This window comes from Rhizobium sp. NFR03 (genome assembly GCF_900111275.1).
Classification (GTDB): Bacteria; Pseudomonadota; Alphaproteobacteria; order Rhizobiales; family Rhizobiaceae; genus Ferranicluibacter.
The window spans coordinates 429,691-447,073 of sequence record NZ_FOGR01000003.1 but is presented as its reverse complement, the minus strand read 5'-3'; the positions used below and the strand labels follow the sequence as shown (position 1 = coordinate 447,073).

Here is a 17,383-nt window from a genome sequence, read left to right as displayed (position 1 = left end):
GCTGTCATTTCGGTCCAAGAGGAACGACCCCTGGCGGGCTGACTAGAATGCGCCCTTGATACCGAATGATACCGCGACGCTGCGGAACGCGGCGCCAGCGCTGTCCTTGGAGACGTCGCTATTGCCTGTCGAGCGTTCCAGGATCTGTGTGTCACCCCTCTTGCGAAACACGTTCTCGAAACTCGCGCCGAAATAGAGGCCTGCTTTGTCCGTCAAAGCGTAGCTCACTTCCGCGGAGAGGAGAGCGACGGGGGCAGGTTTCATCCTGTCGTCAAAGCGCAGGTCGCGCATCCAGTGATGGTCGATATCGTTGATCCCCGAGGTCACGCCGATTTTCGCGCCGCCGGAAAAGCCGAAACGGTCGATAGTCGCAGCACCGGTGATGCCTGTGTAGAAGACCGGAATGCGCTGGCGATAGCTGATGCCGCGTTCGCCATCGGCAAAGGTTCCGATATCGTCCCGCGGAGCGTTGACGCTGTAGAGGTAGGAGCCGCCATAGGCATCCCACCGCACGTCAGTGTAGCGAAATCCGCCGGCGATCCCGAGCGTCGCCGCTTCGGTTCGGTAGACGGAACGCACGACGGAGATATCGCCGTCGACATAGTATTTCAGCCGGGTATCCGGATGAATCGAGCGGTCGCTCCAGCCGTCTTTGGATGTGCCGTCGTTGAAAGGCTCGATCCAGTCATAGTCGGTCATCCCGCTGTCGCCGCCATCGCCGTAGCGCAGGGTCGCCTGCACGATCCAGTCCGCGCTGAGATCGGCAATAACCGATGCGGTGTAAAGCGTTACCGCACGGCTCTCCCATTCGAGCTGGCTCAGCTTGCTGCCGCCGTCATAGACCAGTTCCGTGGCCTTGAGATCGAGAAGGCCAATGCCACCCGACAGCCGGATGGAGCCGTCTGCCGATTGTGTGATCGGCTCGGCCGCAAGTGCGGGGGAAAGGGAGACGAGAACGCCGAGAATGGCCGGTGCCGCAAACCGCCTGAATGTCATGAAACCGCCCGCCGATATGAATATAATCAAATATTTTCATAAACGGAATGGTTGCAGCGGTGGCAAGGGTAAAACAGACTTGAGCACAGGCAAGTCGGGGTGCCGCGACGATGCGGCGTCAGAATCTGTAGGGAATGTTGCGTTCCGGCATCATTCTCGATGTGCCAATGAACCTGGGGGCCGGCAGTAGGCGAACCAGCCCCTAAGCGCCCATCCGAACGTCGCCGCTCGCCACCCTCCGCAATGCCTCTGCATAGGTCTTGTGCTCGACCGTCAGCACGCGGGCCGCCAGCGTTTCCGCCGTGTCGTCTGCAAGAACCGGCACGCGGGTCTGCAGGATCACGGGCCCTTCGTCCATGCCCTCCGTGACGAAATGAACGGTACAGCCGGCTTCCGTGCGGCCGGCATCCAGCGCGCGCTGATGCGTGTGCAGGCCGGGGAAATCGGGCAGGAGGGAGGGGTGGATGTTGAGGATGCGGCCTTCGTATCGGCTGATGAAGGCGCCACTCAGCAGGCGCATGTAGCCGGCAAGACACAGGAGATCGGGACGCAGCTTTTCGGCATGATCGAGAATGGCGGCCTCGTGCGCCGCCTTGTCGGCATAATCGCGCCGCTCGAAGGCAGCGGTGGGAATGCCGCGCGCGGCAGCCTTTTCAAGGCCACCTGCTGCCGCGCGGTCGGAGATCACGCCGACGATCTCGGCCGGGTAGTCGGTCGCCGCGCAGGCGTCCGCTAGCGCCAGCATGTTGGAGCCGCCGCCGGAGATGAACACGACGACGCGCTTGCGCGATGTAGCCTCGCTCATGCCTATCTCGCTCTGGCCCATCCCGTTCACAGCGCCAGCGTTCCCTCGTAGACGACGCCCGGCGCGCCCTCGTTGCGGGCGATCATCCGGCCGAGGCGGAACACCGTCTCGCCTTCGGCCGCAAGCGCTGCCGTCACGCTATCGGCAAGCTCCGCCGGGACGACGGCAATCATGCCGACGCCGCAGTTGAAGGTGCGCAGCATCTCGGTTGCCGCGACGCCGCCGGTGCGGGCAAGCCAGGAGAACACGGGCGGCGCCTTGACGACCGCCAGGTCGATTTCGGCCGCAAGATGCTTCGGCAGCACGCGCGGAATATTTTCGGGAAACCCGCCGCCGGTGATGTGGGCCAGCGCCTTGATGCCGCCGGTCTCGCGGATGACGTTCAGGAGCGGCTTTACGTAGATACGCGTCGGCGTCATCAGCACGTCGGCAAGGGTCGCGCCTTCGGTGCCAGTGTCGAAGGGGGCCGGCGCGTCCCAGGCAAGGCCCGAGAGACCGACGATCTTGCGCACAAGCGAATAGCCGTTGGAGTGAACGCCGGAGGAGGCGAGGCCGAGGATGATGTCACCTTCGGCAATGTCGCCCGCCGGCAGCAGACGGCCACGCTCGGCCGCGCCGACGGCAAAGCCGGCAAGATCGTAGTCGCCGCCGGAATACATGCCCGGCATTTCCGCCGTCTCGCCGCCGATCAGCGCACAGCCCGCGTCCCGGCAACCCGCCGCGATACCGGCGACGATGGCCGCGCCCTGATCGGGATCGAGCTTGCCGGTTGCGAAATAGTCGAGGAAGAACAGCGGCTCGGCGCCCTGCACCACGAGGTCGTTGACGCACATGGCCACGAGATCGATTCCGACGGTGTCGTGCTTGTCGGCGTCAATGGCGATCTTCAGCTTGGTGCCGACGCCGTCGTTCGCGGCGACCAGCACCGGATCGGTAAAGCCGGCGGCCTTCAGGTCGAACAGGCCGCCGAAGCCGCCGATCTCGCCATCGGCGCCAGGCCTGCGGGTGGAGCGGACATGCGGCTTGATCTTTTCGACCATCAGATTTCCGGCATCGATATCGACGCCCGCATCGCTGTAGGTCAGACCATTGTGTTCCGACTGGCTCATGTTTGGCTCTCCACGCACCCGTTCAAGCCCTGCGATTGGCATGTGGTGCGGGCAAGTGCAAGCGTGCAAGCGCTCTCGCGGGGCTTTTTCCCGCATGGATCTCGGCGCTTTCTCAAAGTCATCCCTGTGTCATCCCTGGGGGATAGCGAATCACCGGCGCTTGACCGGCCGCCTTGCGCCGTCCTATCTCGGGCCTATCTCATTGGAAGCGAGCCCCGGGCCGCCGCGATGTCAACAGGATCGGAGCATCAGATGGCCACCATGTTCAGCGGAAAGGGATTTCGCCGCCAGGCGTTTTTCTGGCTTGCCTTCTTCATCCTCTTCATCGCCTTTCTGTTCGTCTTTTCTTCCATCCTTCTGCCGTTCCTGGCCGGCATGGCGCTCGCCTATTTTTTGGATCCGATCGCCGACCGTCTGGAAAAATGGGGCCTGAGCCGGATGATGGCAACCGTCGTCATTCTCATCGGCTTCATTGTCGTCTTCGCGCTGTCGCTCGTGCTCGTCATCCCGATCATCTTCACGCAGGCGTCCGAGTTCATCGCGAAGATCCCGGATTACGTGGCGAGCTTCCAGGATTTTCTGGCAAGCCCTCATGCCGATCTCCTTCCGGATTGGCTGCAGAGCCAGCTGCCGGCCATTCGCCAGAACTCGTCGCGCCTGCTGGCGCAGGGCGCTAGCTTCCTCGGCACGCTGGTGCAGCAACTCTGGAACTCCGGCGTCGCCCTGCTCGATATCATTTCCCTCTTCGTGGTGACGCCGGTCGTCGCCTTCTACCTGCTGCTCGACTGGGACCGCATGGTCGCCAAGGTCGATAGCTGGATCCCGCGCGGCCAGCTCTCCACCGTCCGCCAGATCGCGACCGACATGGACAGCTCCATCGCCGGCTTCGTGCGCGGTCAGGGCTCGCTCTGCATCATCCTCGGGCTCTATTACGGCATCCTGCTCACCGTTGCCGGGTTGAACTTCGGCCTGCTGATCGGCTTCTTTGCCGGCATCATCAGCTTCATTCCCTATGTCGGCTCCATGGTGGGTCTGGTGCTGGCGGTGGGTGTGGCGCTGGTGCAGTTCTGGCCGGATTATTTCTGGGTCATCGTCGTCGCCTGCATCTTCTTCTCGGGTCAGTTCCTTGAAGGCAACATCCTGCAGCCGAAGCTGGTCGGCAGCAGCGTCGGCCTGCATCCCGTCTGGCTCATGTTCGCCCTGCTGGCCTTCGGTTCGCTGTTCGGCTTCGTCGGGCTGCTCGTGGCCGTCCCAGCGGCGGCAGCCCTCGGCGTCCTCGTGCGCTTCGCACTGGCGCGCTACCTGGAGAGCGACGTCTATCACAGCCCGCCGACCCACACGACCATCGAAGCCCAGCCGAACGTACCGCACAGCCTGACATGAACCGCCGAGACGACCAGCTGCCGCTGCCCCTGGGCCACGCGCCGCAAATCAGCCGGGACGACCTGCTCGTTTCGTCCTCGCTGGAGGCCGCGGTGGCGATTGTCGATGGCTGGCCGCAATGGCCATCGCACGTCGTGGTGCTCGTCGGGCCGCCGGGCTCCGGCAAGTCGCATCTCGCCGCCATCTGGGCGCAGACCAGCGGCGCAAGCCCTATCGATCTTCAGCCGGGAGGCGAGGCGCCAGAGATCGCGGCCAGCGGTCCGGTCCTGTTCGAGGATGCCGACCGGCGCGGATTTGACGAAACCACGCTGTTTCATGTCATCAACAGCGTGCGCGAAAACGGAACCTACCTCCTCGTCACGGCCCGCACCCGGCCGGCTGCCTGGGGCGTGGCGCTGCCGGATCTCGCCTCGCGCCTGAAGGCGGTAACCGTCGTGGAAATGAGCGAGCCGGACGACGATCTTCTCGGTCAGGTCCTGATGAAGCTCTTTGCCGACCGTCAGCTTTTTCCCGACGAACGCCTGATCGCCTACCTCGTCGCCCGCATGGAGCGGTCGCTGGAAAGCGCTCATCGCGTGGTCGAGGATATCGACCGTCTGGCGCTCGCCCGCCGCACAAGGATCAGCCGCTCGCTCGCCGCCGAAGTGCTTGAAAAAATTGGGAATGCAGGGGATACACAAGAAATCCCTGAACAAGACGATTGACTGTCACAGTTCCGTCGTCAAACTCGTCTAGCAGCTTTTCGCAAAGCGTATGAGGGAACCGGACATGGATACGACGACTGCTGCGGCAAAGACGACCACTCCGCCAGCCAACCCGGTCGACAAGGACGCTGTCGACAAGGGAATCGATCTGCTGAACAGCCCGGAGCGGTTCATCAACCGCGAGTTCTCGTGGCTGCAGTTCAATCGCCGTGTTCTCGAGGAAACCCTCAATACGGCGCATCCGCTCCTGGAGCGCGTCCGCTTCCTGTCGATCTCGGCTGCCAACCTCGACGAGTTCTTCATGGTCCGCGTCGCCGGTCTCGAGGCGCAGGTGCGCCAGAGCGTCGTGGTGCGCAGCCCCGACGGCAAGACGCCGGCCGAGCAGCTGGGCGACATCCTGAAAGAGATCAACACGCTGCAGATGGAGCAGCAGGCGTCGCTGGCCGTGCTTCAGCAGTATCTCGCCAAGGAAGACATCCTCATCGTCCGCCCGGTCTCGCTGTCTGCCGATGACCGGACCTGGCTGGAGACGACGTTCGACCAGTCGATGTTCCCGGTTCTCACCCCGCTGTCGATCGATCCGGCGCACCCGTTCCCCTTCATTCCCAACCTGGGCTTCACCATGGGGCTTCAGCTCGTCAGCCGCTCAGGGCGGGACCCGATGACCGCGCTCCTGCGTCTGCCCGTGGCGCTCGACCGCTTCGTGCGCCTACCGGACGTGCGCTCCACCATCCGCTACATCACGCTCGAAGACGTGGTGGGCATGTTCATCAGCCGCCTTTTCCCGGGCTACGACGTCAAGGGAGCGGGCACGTTCCGCATCATCCGCGACAGCGATATCGAGGTGGAGGAAGAGGCGGAAGATCTCGTTCGCTTCTTCGAGACCGCTCTGAAGCGCCGCCGCCGGGGCTCGGTCATCCGCATCGAGATCGATTCGGAAATGCCGCTGGAGCTGCGCCGTTTCGTCATCTCGGAGCTCGGCGTGCCGGAAAACCGCGTGGCCGTGCTGCCGGGGCTCTTGGCGCTGAACACGCTGTCGGAAATCACCAAGGCTCCGAGGGAGGATCTGCGGTTCGCGCCGTACAATGCGCGATTTCCCGAGCGAGTCCGAGAGCACATGGGAGACTGCTTCGCCGCCATTCGCGAAAAAGACATGGTGGTTCACCACCCCTATGAGAGCTTCGACGTCGTTGTCCAGTTCCTCCATCAGGCTGCGCGCGATCCTGACGTCCTTGCGATAAAGCAGACGCTCTACCGGACCTCCAACGACAGCCCCATCGTGCGTGCACTGATCGATGCCGCCGACGCCGGCAAATCGGTGACGGCGCTGGTCGAACTCAAGGCACGCTTCGACGAGGAAGCGAATATCCGCTGGGCGCGCGATCTGGAGCGTGCCGGCGTGCAGGTCGTCTTCGGCTTCATCGAGCTGAAGACCCACGCCAAGATGTCGATGGTCGTGCGCCGCGAAGAGGGCAAGCTGCGGACCTACTGCCACCTCGGCACCGGCAATTACCACCCTGTCACCGCCAAGATCTACACGGATCTCTCCTTCTTCACCTGCTCGCCCGTGGTCGGCCACGACATGGCGAATATCTTCAACTTCATCACCGGCTATGGCGAGCCCGAGGCCGGCATGAAGCTGGCGATCTCGCCGCACACGCTGCGTCCGCGCATCCTCAAGCACATCGAGGAGGAGATCGTGCATGCCGGCGCCGGTCGTCCGGCCTCCATCTGGATGAAGATGAACTCGCTGGTGGACCCCGAGATCATCGATGCGCTCTACCGCGCCAGCCGTGCGGGCGTCGAGGTCGAGCTGATCGTGCGCGGCATCTGCTGCCTGCGTCCGCAGGTGCCCGGCCTGTCGGAGAATATCCGCGTCAAGTCCATCGTCGGGCGCTTTCTGGAACACAGCCGCATCTTCTGTTTCGGCAACGGCCATGCTCTTCCCTCCGAGCATGCGCTTGTGTATATCGGCTCGGCGGACATGATGCCGCGCAACCTGGACCGGCGCGTGGAGACTCTCGTACCTCTCGTCAACCGGACCGTGCACGAACAGGTCCTGTCGCAGATCATGCTGGCAAATCTTATCGATAACCAGCAGAGCTACGAAATTCTCGAGGACGGCACCTCGCGGCGGATCTCGGTGTCCAAGGACAGCGAGCCGTTCAACGCGCAAGTCTATTTCATGACCAATCCCAGCCTGTCGGGCCGGGGCGAGGCCCTGAAGTCGAGCGCGCCCAAGGTTATCGCCGGCTGGGACAGCGACCGCAGAAAGTAAAGCTGGACCCGCATGGTAGAATCCGAAGCTCAGGGGCGCTTGCCTGGCATCGCCCCTGTTTCCGTCGTCGATATCGGGTCCAACTCGATCCGTCTTGTGATCTATGAAGGGCTGAACCGCTCGCCTGCGGTGCTGTTCAACGAAAAGGTCATGTGCGGCCTCGGTAAAGGCATCGATGCCACAGGCCAGATGGATGCCGAAAGCGTGGAGCGTGCGCTGAAGGCGCTGCACCGCTTCAAGGCACTGGCGACGCAGGCCCGCGCATCCACCGGCTTCGTGCTGGCGACGGCTGCTGCCCGCGACGCCTCCAACGGTCCCGATTTCATTCGCCGCGCCGAGCACATTCTCGGCCAGAAGATCCGCGTCCTCTCCGGCGAGGAGGAGGCCTACTTCTCCGCACTCGGCATCGTCAGCGGCTATCATGATCCCGACGGCGTCGTCGGTGATCTCGGTGGCGGCTCGCTGGAACTGGTCGACGTCGTCGGGCGAAACATCGGCACGGGCATTACACTGCCGCTCGGCGGTATCCGCCTGTCGGAACATGCCGGGGGATCGCTGGAGCGGGCGCGAACCTATGTCCGCAAGACGGTGAAGAACGTCGATGTGCTGAAGCGCGGCGCGGGCCGAAATTTCTACGCCGTCGGCGGCACATGGCGCTCCATCGCCAAGCTGCACATGGAGTTGCGCGACTATCCGCTGCACATGATGCAGGGCTACGAGATGACCTATGAGGAGGCGATGAGCTTCCTGCCCGAGGTGATCGAGCCCAAGGATCTCAAGATCCCCGCCTTTGCCGCTATTTCCCGGAGCCGCCGAAACCTTCTGCCTTATGGCGCCATCGCCTTGCAGGAGACCATCGCGCTTCTCAAGCCCGCCCGCATCTCGTTCTCAGCACTCGGCGTGCGCGAAGGCTATCTGTTCTCGCTCCTGTCGGAGCAGGCCCGCAATGCCGATCCGCTGCTGACGGCAGCTTCCGAACTCGCCATCCTGCGCGCCCGCTCTCCCGAGCACGCCCGCGAACTGGCGGACTGGACGGGCAGGGTGCTGCCGGCGCTCGGTGTCACGGAAACCGAAGAGGAAGCCCGCTACCGGCAGGCCGCGTGCCTGCTCGCCGACATCTCCTGGCGGGCCCATCCCGATTATCGCGGCCTTCAGGCGCTGAACATCATCGCCCACTCCACCTTTTCCGGCATCACCCATGCCGGCCGCGCCTATATCGCGCTCGCCAACTACTACCGGCACGACGGCCTGAACGACAACGGCGCGACCAGCCCGCTTTCCACCATCACGCCGGCGCGCATGCTGGAACAGGCCAAGATCCTCGGCGCCCTGCTCCGCGTTGCTTACCTGTTCTCCGCCTCCATGCCGGGCGTGGTCCGCAACCTCGCCCTCCGCCCATCCTCTGCGGCAAATACCGACCTCGATTTCGTGGTGCCCGCCGACTACAGCGAGTTCGCAGGCGAGAGGCTGGATGGCCGCTTGCAGCAGCTTGCGAAACAGACGGGCAAGCGGATCGCGTTCCGGTTCGAGTAGCCGGCCGTCCTGCGGGCTAGTTTCGCGAGAGCGCAACCCACCGGCCGGGTGTCATTCCATGGGCATTCTTGAAGTGCCGCGTGAAATGCGCCTGGTCGGCGAAGCCTGTCTCCAGCGCAATCTCGGCAAGCGGCAGGCCGCGCCGGATCAGGGCGCGGGACTGCTCCAGCCGACGCATGATCAGGTAGCGATGCGGGCTCGTGCCGAGGCGGGCACGGAACTGCCGGGCGAGGGCGAAACGGTCGAGCCCCGTCACCGCTTCCAGATCCGCCGACGTGACAGGTTGCGAGCGGGACGCCTGCAAGTATTCGCAGGCTCGCCGCACGGCATGCACGTCCACTTTCACCCCCGCGACGTCCTGCCCCCGGCCGTGTCGCGACAGTCCGTCGGCAACCGTGCTCATGAGTTCGGCGCATTGAAGGTCGTCGATCTCGCCATCCAGATCACGCATCGCATCCGCCAGACTGGCCGCCAGCAGAGCGTCGGAAATGACCGGCGATGCCACGAAAGGAAGCTCTCGGGTGCCCAGCGCGTCGATCAGCATGTCCGGTGGCAGGTACATCATCCGGTAGCGCAGCCCGTCTTCCGTTGCCGCACCGCCATCGTGGACCTCGTCGGGATGCAGCACGATGATGTTGCCCGGCGCGCTGTACCGGACTTCGCCGCGATAGCGAAACGTCTGAACGCCGTGGAGCGTCAGGCCGAGCGCATAGGTGTCATGCCGGTGCGGGGCAAAGGCGTTGCCCCGAAAGGCCGCCTCGATCCGCTCGATGCCTGTTCCCCGGGCAATGCGGATGCGGTCCGTCACGGGCGATCCGCACGAACGTTCAAGATCGCGGGTCGTGCGATCGGCTAGGGAAGCCGCGGGCGCATCGGGCGTCCGATATCCGAGAATGGAGTTTTCCGTCATGTTCGAGACCAAATTCGTCATCGTGTTGCGCGAGGATCTCGCCGTCTGGCAAAAGCTGAACGTGACCGCCTTCCTGACGAGCGGCATCGTCGGCGCAAAGCCCGACCTGATCGGAGAAGCCTACCGCGACGCTGACGGTAACGTCTACAACGCGTTGAGCGTCCAGCCGATCATCGTCCTGTCGGCCGGACAGGACCTTCTGCGCACCATCCTCGTCCGCACGCTGGAACGGGACGTCCGAACGTCGCTCTATATCGAGGACATGTTTTTCACCGGGCATGACGCCGCCAACAGGGCCGTTTTTGCTGACTGCGCACCCGATACCGCCAAGGTGGTGGGCATCGCGCTGCATGCCGACAAAAAGATCGCGGACAAGATCGTCAAGGGCGCCAAGCTGCACCCTTAAAGCCGGTCACCGACGATGAAGCGCTTTTCGCTGAGGCCTCAGAGTTCCACGGCCTCGATCTTCCGGTCCACGAAGCGCAGGGCCACGTCGCCATTGATCAGCTTCAGCGCGATCTCGCCGAACAGCTCGCGACGCCAGCCCTTGAGAGCGCCGACATCGGCCTTTTCGCCTTCGGACGCGATCCGCTCGATATCCTCGCTATTGGCGATGATCTTGGCGGCTACGCCCTGCTTTTCCGCGACGAGCTTCAGAAGAACCTTGAGAAGCTCGATAGCAGCGGCAGCGCCCTCGCTCGTCTGGTTCTGGCGGGGCAGGCGGGGCATGTCGGCCTTGGGCAGGGCGAGGGCCTCGTTGACGGCCTCGATGATGGCGGTACCGGCACTGGAGCGTTCCCAGCCCTTCGGCACCGTGCGCAGCCGTGACATGGCCTCGGCGTCTTTCGGCTGCTGCTGGGCGATCTCGTAGAGGGCGTCGTCCTTGAGGACGCGGCCGCGCGGCACGTTGCGGGACCGTGCCTCGCGCTCGCGCCAGGCGGCGATGCGCTGGAGGACGGCAAGCTCGATCGGCTTCTTCAGGCGCATCTTCAGCCGCTGCCAGGCGTCGTCGGGATGCATGTCGTAGGTTTCGCGCGATTCGAGAACCGCCATCTCCTCCGTCAGCCACAACGAGCGGCCTTCGCGCTCCAGCTCGGCTTTCAGGTGGTGGTAGACGTCGCGCAGATGCGTCACATCGGCCAGCGCATAGTCGAGCTGCTTGTCCGTCAGCGGCCGCCGGCTCCAGTCCGTGAAGCGCGAGGACTTGTCGATGTGCTCGCCCTTGATCCGGCTGACGAGCTGGTCATAGGACACGCTGTCGCCGAAGCCGCAGACCATGGCCGCCACCTGCGTGTCGAAGATCGGGTGGGGAATGAGCCCGCCGAGATGGAAGATGATTTCGATGTCCTGCCGCGCGGCATGGAAGACCTTGATGATGTCGGCATTCGCCATCAGCGCGAAGAAGGGGGCGAGGTCGAGACCCTTGGCGAGCGGATCGACGATGACGGCGATGTCGGGACCGGCCATCTGGATCAGGCAGAGCTGCGGCCAGAACGTCGTCTCACGCAGAAACTCGGTGTCGATCGTCAGATAAGGCGCGGTGGCCAGCGTGTCGCAGGCTGCCTGCAGCGCCGCTGTCGTATCGATAATGTCCATCGGATCTCCGGGGATATGGAGGCGGGTTTTCTCTCTCTTCTCTTTTGATGCGGGGATGTCAACCGAGCGACATGAAAAAGCCGCGATTCGGCGACCTCGGGCAGTCTATCAGACGATCCTGAGATAGGAGGACATGCCCGTCTTCTGGTGCTCGATGATGTGGCAGTGGAGCATCCAGTCGCCCGGATTGTCGGCAACGAGGGCAAGCTCCGCCTGCTCGTCCGGCTGCAAAAGGATCGTGTCCGTCGGCGGCGGCAGCACGGTGCGCTTGTTGGAGGCGATGACGTGGAACGTCAGCCCGTGCAGGTGGATCGGGTGGGCATGCGGCGTGCGGTTCGCGATCTGGAAGACGTAGCTCCGGCCGAGCTTCAGTTCGGCGAGCGGGGCGACCGGGTCCGGCGTATCCCCCGGCCACGGCACCTTGTTGATCGCCCAGAACGTATAGCCGAGCGAGCCGCAGATACTCTCCACAGCCTTGTGCTCGGCCGTCGCCGTGAAATCGAGCGGAATGCGCTCGGCGCCGGCAATATCGGGCCGAGCGATCGGGTTTTGAGCCAGTGCCGTTACATCCGCCACATCGCGCTTCAGCGATGAACCGCGTGCGACCAGTGTCGCAATCGTCCAGGGCTGCGAGCCGCGCAGGTTGCCGAGCGTCACGCTCTGTCCTTCGCCATCCGGCATGCGGACCACGATATCGGCGCGTTGGCCCGGTCCGAGATCGAGCGTATCCAGCGTGAGCGGCACGGCAAGGGCGTTCGAATCGAGTGCCAGAATGGAGGCGGGTACGTCGATGCCGAGCGTATAGATGCGCGTGACGTCTGTTGCCGCGATCCGCAGCCGCACAAGGCCCCCGGCCGGCGCTTCGAACTGCGGCGCGCGCTGCCAGTTGGCTGTCCGCACCGTGCCGTATGTGCCGCCACGCGCCGCATCGCGCGGCTTGAACGGCGCGATGAAAGCCCCGTCCGCGCCCAGCCGCCAGTCGCGCAGGTTCAGCACGATCTCGGCGTCGAAGACGGGATCGTCGGGGTTCTCCACGACGATGACGCCGGTCATGCCATGACCCATCTGCGTCAGCGTGTTGCAATGGGGATGATACCAGAACGTGCCGGCATCGGGCGGCGTGAAAGCATAGTCGAAACCATCGCCGGGATACACATAGGGCTGCGTCATTTCCGGCACGCCGTCCATGGCATTGGGCACGCGAAGCCCGTGCCAGTGCACGGTCGTCGGCTCGTCGAGGGTATTGAAGAGCCGTGCTGCGAAAGGCTGGCCCTGCCGCATTCTGAGAACCGGCGGCACGCCCGAGGCGAGGGGATCGTCGCCGAGCCCCCAGGACATCACCCGTGTCTCCGCGCCGCTCTCGGCAATCTTCGCGGTGCCGAACTGCGCCGTCATGGTCAGCGGTGCCGCAGTGCCCGGACGCGCGGCAAGGCCGGCGCCCATCGCGAAGGATGCGGCGGTGGCGGCACTGGCTTTCAGAAGCGTTCGTCGGGTGAGGGCGGGCATGATCCGGTCTCGGAAACATCGATGGGCTTCTCCTTAAACTTGATCGCGCTGTTCAGCAATTGTGCCGGCGATCTTTCCCGCCTGCCGCGTTGTCGCAGGCCTCGCCCCGGCGTATGATGGGGCCTCACGGGTGGGCTCCGGCCTTGACAAATCGGACCCGCCATGCGCTTTTCCGCGCGATTTCGACGCCGCCGGGACAGCGATGGTTTTCCCGTGTGCGGCATTTTGCCAGTTCCAGGATACTCCCATGCACCGTTACCGCAGTCACACTTGCGCCGCCCTTCGCCAGACCGATGTCGGCGCAAACGTTCGTCTCTCCGGCTGGGTGCATCGTGTCCGCGACCATGGCGGCGTCCTGTTCATCGACCTGCGCGACCACTACGGCCTGACCCAGGTCGTGGTCGATCCCGACAGCCCGGCCTTCAAAGCGGCCGAGAGCGTGCGCGGCGAATGGGTCATCTGCATCGATGGCCGCGTTAAGGCCCGCACGGCCGAAACGGTCAACAAGACCATGCCGACCGGCGAGATCGAACTTTACGCCGAGGGTATCGAAGTTCTTTCCGCCGCCAAGGAACTGCCGCTGCCGATCTTCGGCGAGCCGGATTACCCCGAGGACGTGCGCCTCAAGTACCGCTTCCTCGACCTGCGCCGCGAGACGCTTCACCGCAACATCGTCAAGCGCACGCAGATCATCGCCGACATGCGCAACCGCATGAACGCGGAGGGCTTTGCCGAGTACACGACGCCTATCCTGACCGCGTCCTCGCCGGAAGGCGCACGCGACTTCCTCGTGCCGTCGCGCATCCATCCCGGCACGTTCTTCGCGCTGCCGCAGGCGCCGCAGCAGTACAAGCAGCTGTTGATGGTGGCCGGCTTCGACCGCTATTTCCAGATCGCGCCCTGCTTCCGCGACGAAGACCCGCGCGCCGACCGCCTGCCGGGCGAGTTCTACCAGCTCGATGTGGAGATGAGCTTCGTCGAGCAGGAAGACGTCTGGAACACGATGGCGCCCGTCATCACGGGCGTGTTCGAAAAATTCGCGGACGGCAAGCCCGTGACCAAGGACTGGCCGCGCATCCCCTATGACGTCGCGATCCGCAAGTACGGTTCCGACAAGCCGGACCTGCGCAACCCCATCGAGATGCAGGCCGTGACCGAGCATTTTGCCGGCTCCGGCTTCAAGGTGTTCGCCAACATGATCGCCTCCAACCCGAAGGTCGAGGTCTGGGCGATCCCGGCGAAGACCGGCGGCTCCCGCGCCTTCTGCGACCGGATGAACGCCTGGGCGCAGTCCACCGGCCAGCCGGGGCTGGGCTACATCTTCTGGCGTGCCGAGGGCGAGACCGTCGAGGGCTCCGGCCCGCTCGCCAAGAACATCGGTCCCGAGCGCACCGAGGCGCTGCGCGTCCAGCTCGGTCTCGAAGCGGGCGATGCCTGCTTCTTCGTCGCGGGCGATCCCGCCAAGTTCTACAAGTTCGCAGGCGAGGCCCGCACCCGGGCCGGCGAAGAACTGAACCTAGTCGACCGCGACCGGTTCGAGCTGTGCTGGATCGTGGATTTCCCCTTCTACGAATGGAGCGAGGAAGAGAAGAAGGTCGATTTCGCGCACAACCCCTTCTCCATGCCGCAGGGCGGGCTTGAGGCGCTGGAAACGCAGGATCCGCTGACGATCAAGGCCTACCAGTACGATGCCGTCTGCAACGGCTTCGAGATCGCGTCAGGCTCCATCCGGAACCAGTCGCCGGAGCTGATGGTGAAGGCGTTCGAGCTGGTCGGCCTGTCGAAGCAGGACGTCGAGGACCGCTTCGGCGGCATGTACCGCGCCTTCCAGTACGGCGCGCCTCCGCATGGCGGCTGCGCCTTCGGCATCGACCGCGTGGTGATGCTGCTGGTCGGCGCCAAGAACCTGCGCGAGATCTCGCTGTTCCCGATGAACCAGCAGGCGCAGGACCTGCTGATGAACGCACCGAGCGAAGCAAGCCCGACGCAGCTGCGCGAACTCGCACTGCGGGTCGTTCCGCAGCCGAAAAAGGACTGACCGGCAGCGCGCCATCGACGCGCCATCGAATTGGAAGGGCGGCCATGGGCCGCCCTTTTGCGTTTCAGCCGCGCTCTTTCGAGGCGGTCGATTTCGGCAAGGCACTGTCCACGAAGAACCACTGTTCGAGATGCGCCGAAATCACGGGTTCGATCAGGGCATTGAGCCGTTCGGCATCGGCGGCAAGCATACTGTCGGACGCCGGGCCCTCCGGGAGCCTGAGTGCAGGCAGGCACTGGAAGGTAAAGCGGAAGCCGTCGCCGCGCACCGCATACCACGGGCAGATCGTTGCGCCGGTCAGCCGGGCGAGCCGCACGGCAAGCGCCATGTTGCCTTCCAGATGCGCCGGCCGCCCGAAGAACGGTCCCCGGATCTTCCCCGCGAACGCCTCGTCGCAGAAAATCGAGATGACCCCGCCCTGCTGGAGGACCTTCAGGGCGGGGCGCATGCCCTGCACGCCGGGCGGCAACAGGCGGAGCCCTATCTTGCGGCGCACATGGCTGGCGATCCAGGCCTGGGCGCGGGCAGAGGGCGGCACATAGGTCGAATGGACGGGGATGTCGGCCGTCGCCATGACGATGGGCAGGATCTCCCAGTTGCCGAGATGCATGCCGGCCAGGATGACCGGACCGTTTCCGGCGGCCTCCCTGACGATGTCGAGGTCGGAGATCGAGATCCGGTCCGGATGCGCCGCGATGCGGCCGACGGCGGAAAACTCTGTCATGACGCGTCCCTGCGCGGCGCAATAGGCCTGAAAGCGACGGTCCTCCTCGCCTTTGTCCCCGGTTGGGCGAAGGCGCTGCATGGTATCGCGGGCGCGGGCTGCGGCACCCTTGTGATATCTCGGGATGGCGAAGCGACCGAGTGCCGCGCCGAAGCGGGACACCGTATCCATCGGCAGGAGGCGCAGCGAGACATAGGTCGCGAGATGCGCCGCATTCCAGAGGTTGTCGCTGATCCAGTATCGCAGGAACGCCTGTCTCTGCGTCCTGCCGGCCCAGAGATGGCCGAGGGGCGGCGCGGCCTTCGGCGCATAACGCCACGCCTTGCGTCTGCTCGGTGGTTTGCCGCCGGGGGTCATGCCGTTGCCGCCCGGCGGGGATGAAGCGTCACAGGCAGGCCGCCGATGGGGCGCAGGGTCAGGCGGCATTGCGGCGCTACCTTGTGCCCCTCCCGCACGCGAACGCGAAAATGCTGGGCGAGGGTCGCCAGGCACAGGATGGATTCCGACAGACCGAATTGCAGGCCGGGACACACACGCGGCCCGGCAGCAAAGGGAATGTAGCTGTAGGGCGTCGGACGCTCCGGGCCGAGAAAGCGCTCCGGCCTGAAGTGGTGCGCATCGGGAAACAGGGTCTCGGTGCGATGCAGCAGCCACGGCACGATCATGATCAGCGCCGCCGGCTGCACATCGACGGAACCGATCCTGTCGGCTTTCAGCGCCTGCCGCGCAAGGATCGGCACCGGCGGGTAAAGCCGAAGCGTTTCCTCGACGATGGCGCGGCACCAGTTGAGACCGGGCACGTCCGCGACGGTGGGCGCACGCGTTCCGCAGACACTGTCGATTTCCGCATGCAGTGCCTCTTCCGCCCAGCGGGCGGAGGAGAGCAGATACCAGGCCCATGTGAGCGTCGCGGCGGTGGTCTCGTGGCCGGCCATGAAAATGGTCGCCGCCTCGTTGCGCAGGGCGACCACGTCGAGCTTCAGCTCGGGGCTGCGCTGCTGGCGGCGGATCAGCAGGTCCACCATGGAATTGTTCTCGCCGTGCCCGGCCAGATGATCCTCGATCACCTTGTCGATGATGCCGTGGATCCGCTTCACGGATCGTCGCAGCGATGGCGTGCGCCGCACCGGCAGGCCGTTATCCGCGCCGAGGAAGTAGCCGAGATTGACCGAATCGATGAGCGACTGATAGCGCGCGAACCCGTCCGTCACGACGGCGGCCTTTTCCTCGCCGAGGTCGTTGCCGAACACGCTGCGCGAGATGATCTCGGCCGTCAGCCCCGCCATCTCGGTCAGCGCGTTGACCGAGGCGCCATCCCCCAGAGATCTCCAGCGCTGCACGAGTTCGCCGGCCGTGCCGCTCATGATCGGGCCGAAGGCGGGGACGCGGTTCTTGTGGACGATGTCGGAGACCAGCGGCCGGCGATCTTTCCATGTTTCCTTGTCGGAGATGAACAGGCCGTCGCCCAGCAGATGCTCCAGCGCCCGCCGCATCTGCGGCGATTTGCGCTCATAGTTGTCGTGGCGCTTGGCGACGACATAGCGGACCTCCGACGGCGCATTCACGATGACGATCTGCCGGCCGAGGATCCTGACGGAGCTGACTTTCTCGGCGAAATCGCTCTTCCGCCAGACCGACAGGAAGTCGGTGCGGGCCTGGAGCAGTTGCAGCAGGCTGTTGCCGGGGCGGCCCGTGTAGTAATCGGCGCGCGCCGGCTCGAAACGGTTGCCCTCAAGCGTCTCCCGGTAGGTGACCGGGCGCGACAGCCACTGAAACATGATGAAATATCCTGAATATGCCT

At 64.6% G+C, this 17,383-nt stretch carries 14 protein-coding genes; 6 read left to right on the top strand and 8 right to left on the bottom strand.

Annotated elements, in window-relative coordinates:
* Positions 1-42: 42 nt before the first annotated feature.
* The 3 genes from BSG19_RS11855 to purM all read right to left on the bottom strand — a co-directional run bounded on the left by BSG19_RS11855 (position 43) and on the right by purM (position 2,910).
* On the bottom strand, positions 43-996 hold the full coding sequence (locus BSG19_RS11855) for an omptin family outer membrane protease (RefSeq protein ID WP_092988022.1): 954 nt from the start codon (positions 994-996) through the stop codon (positions 43-45).
* Between the two features lie 202 nt (positions 997-1,198).
* The gene (gene purN / locus BSG19_RS11850; protein WP_092988020.1) at positions 1,199-1,801 is read right to left on the bottom strand and encodes a phosphoribosylglycinamide formyltransferase; all 603 of its coding nucleotides are present in this window, start codon (positions 1,799-1,801) and stop codon (positions 1,199-1,201) included.
* Between the two features lie 26 nt (positions 1,802-1,827).
* A complete protein-coding gene (gene purM, locus BSG19_RS11845) occupies positions 1,828-2,910 on the bottom strand; it encodes a phosphoribosylformylglycinamidine cyclo-ligase (protein ID WP_092988018.1) in 1,083 nt (360 codons plus the stop codon).
* 261 nt (positions 2,911-3,171) lie between these two features.
* On the opposite strand from purM, the gene BSG19_RS11840 reads away from it, so the two are divergent.
* The 4 genes from BSG19_RS11840 to ppx all read left to right on the top strand — a co-directional run bounded on the left by BSG19_RS11840 (position 3,172) and on the right by ppx (position 8,808).
* A complete protein-coding gene (locus BSG19_RS11840) occupies positions 3,172-4,293 on the top strand; it encodes an AI-2E family transporter (protein ID WP_244529239.1) in 1,122 nt (373 codons plus the stop codon).
* Positions 4,290-4,997 (top strand): DnaA regulatory inactivator HdaA, encoded by a 708-nt coding sequence (hdaA, locus tag BSG19_RS11835; protein ID WP_092988014.1) that lies wholly within the window; start codon positions 4,290-4,292, stop codon positions 4,995-4,997. The genes BSG19_RS11840 and hdaA overlap by 4 nt, the downstream gene beginning before the upstream one ends.
* A gap of 64 nt (positions 4,998-5,061) precedes the next feature.
* Positions 5,062-7,275, top strand: coding sequence for an RNA degradosome polyphosphate kinase (locus BSG19_RS11830; RefSeq protein ID WP_092988012.1), 2,214 nt, complete (start codon positions 5,062-5,064; stop codon positions 7,273-7,275).
* A 12-nt stretch (positions 7,276-7,287) separates the two neighbouring features.
* Positions 7,288-8,808 carry an exopolyphosphatase gene (gene ppx / locus BSG19_RS11825; RefSeq protein WP_092988010.1) on the top strand — a complete coding sequence of 507 codons (1,521 nt, stop codon included), beginning with the start codon at positions 7,288-7,290 and terminating at the stop codon, positions 8,806-8,808.
* A gap of 16 nt (positions 8,809-8,824) precedes the next feature.
* Here the strand turns inward: ppx and BSG19_RS11820 are convergent, their stop codons facing one another.
* The gene (locus BSG19_RS11820) at positions 8,825-9,616 is read right to left on the bottom strand and encodes an AraC family transcriptional regulator (RefSeq protein ID WP_244529213.1); all 792 of its coding nucleotides are present in this window, start codon (positions 9,614-9,616) and stop codon (positions 8,825-8,827) included.
* 100 nt (positions 9,617-9,716) lie between these two features.
* Between BSG19_RS11820 and BSG19_RS11815 the strand changes: the two genes are divergently transcribed.
* Complete coding sequence (locus BSG19_RS11815; protein WP_092988006.1) at positions 9,717-10,124, top strand: DUF2000 family protein; 408 nt, start codon at positions 9,717-9,719, stop codon at positions 10,122-10,124.
* Between the two features lie 38 nt (positions 10,125-10,162).
* Here the strand turns inward: BSG19_RS11815 and rnd are convergent, their stop codons facing one another.
* Entirely contained in the window at positions 10,163-11,308 is a 1,146-nt protein-coding gene (gene rnd / locus BSG19_RS11810) for a ribonuclease D (RefSeq protein WP_092988476.1), read from the bottom strand.
* Positions 11,309-11,422: 114 nt separating this feature from the next.
* A complete protein-coding gene (locus BSG19_RS11805; protein ID WP_092988004.1) occupies positions 11,423-12,820 on the bottom strand; it encodes a multicopper oxidase family protein in 1,398 nt (465 codons plus the stop codon).
* Positions 12,821-13,067: 247 nt separating this feature from the next.
* Here BSG19_RS11805 and aspS point away from each other — a divergent pair, with 247 nt between their 5' ends.
* Positions 13,068-14,858: an aspartate--tRNA ligase gene (aspS, locus tag BSG19_RS11800; RefSeq protein WP_092988002.1), complete on the top strand. Its 1,791-nt coding sequence runs from the start codon at positions 13,068-13,070 to the stop codon at positions 14,856-14,858.
* A 64-nt stretch (positions 14,859-14,922) separates the two neighbouring features.
* Here aspS and BSG19_RS11795 read toward each other — a convergent pair whose 3' ends face one another.
* Together BSG19_RS11795 and BSG19_RS11790 are read right to left on the bottom strand one after the other, a co-directional pair.
* Complete coding sequence (locus tag BSG19_RS11795; RefSeq protein WP_170865936.1) at positions 14,923-15,939, bottom strand: lysophospholipid acyltransferase family protein; 1,017 nt, start codon at positions 15,937-15,939, stop codon at positions 14,923-14,925.
* On the bottom strand, positions 15,936-17,360 hold the full coding sequence (locus tag BSG19_RS11790) for a cytochrome P450 (protein WP_092987998.1): 1,425 nt from the start codon (positions 17,358-17,360) through the stop codon (positions 15,936-15,938). The genes BSG19_RS11795 and BSG19_RS11790 overlap by 4 nt, the downstream gene beginning before the upstream one ends.
* Between the last annotated feature and the right edge of the window lie 23 nt (positions 17,361-17,383).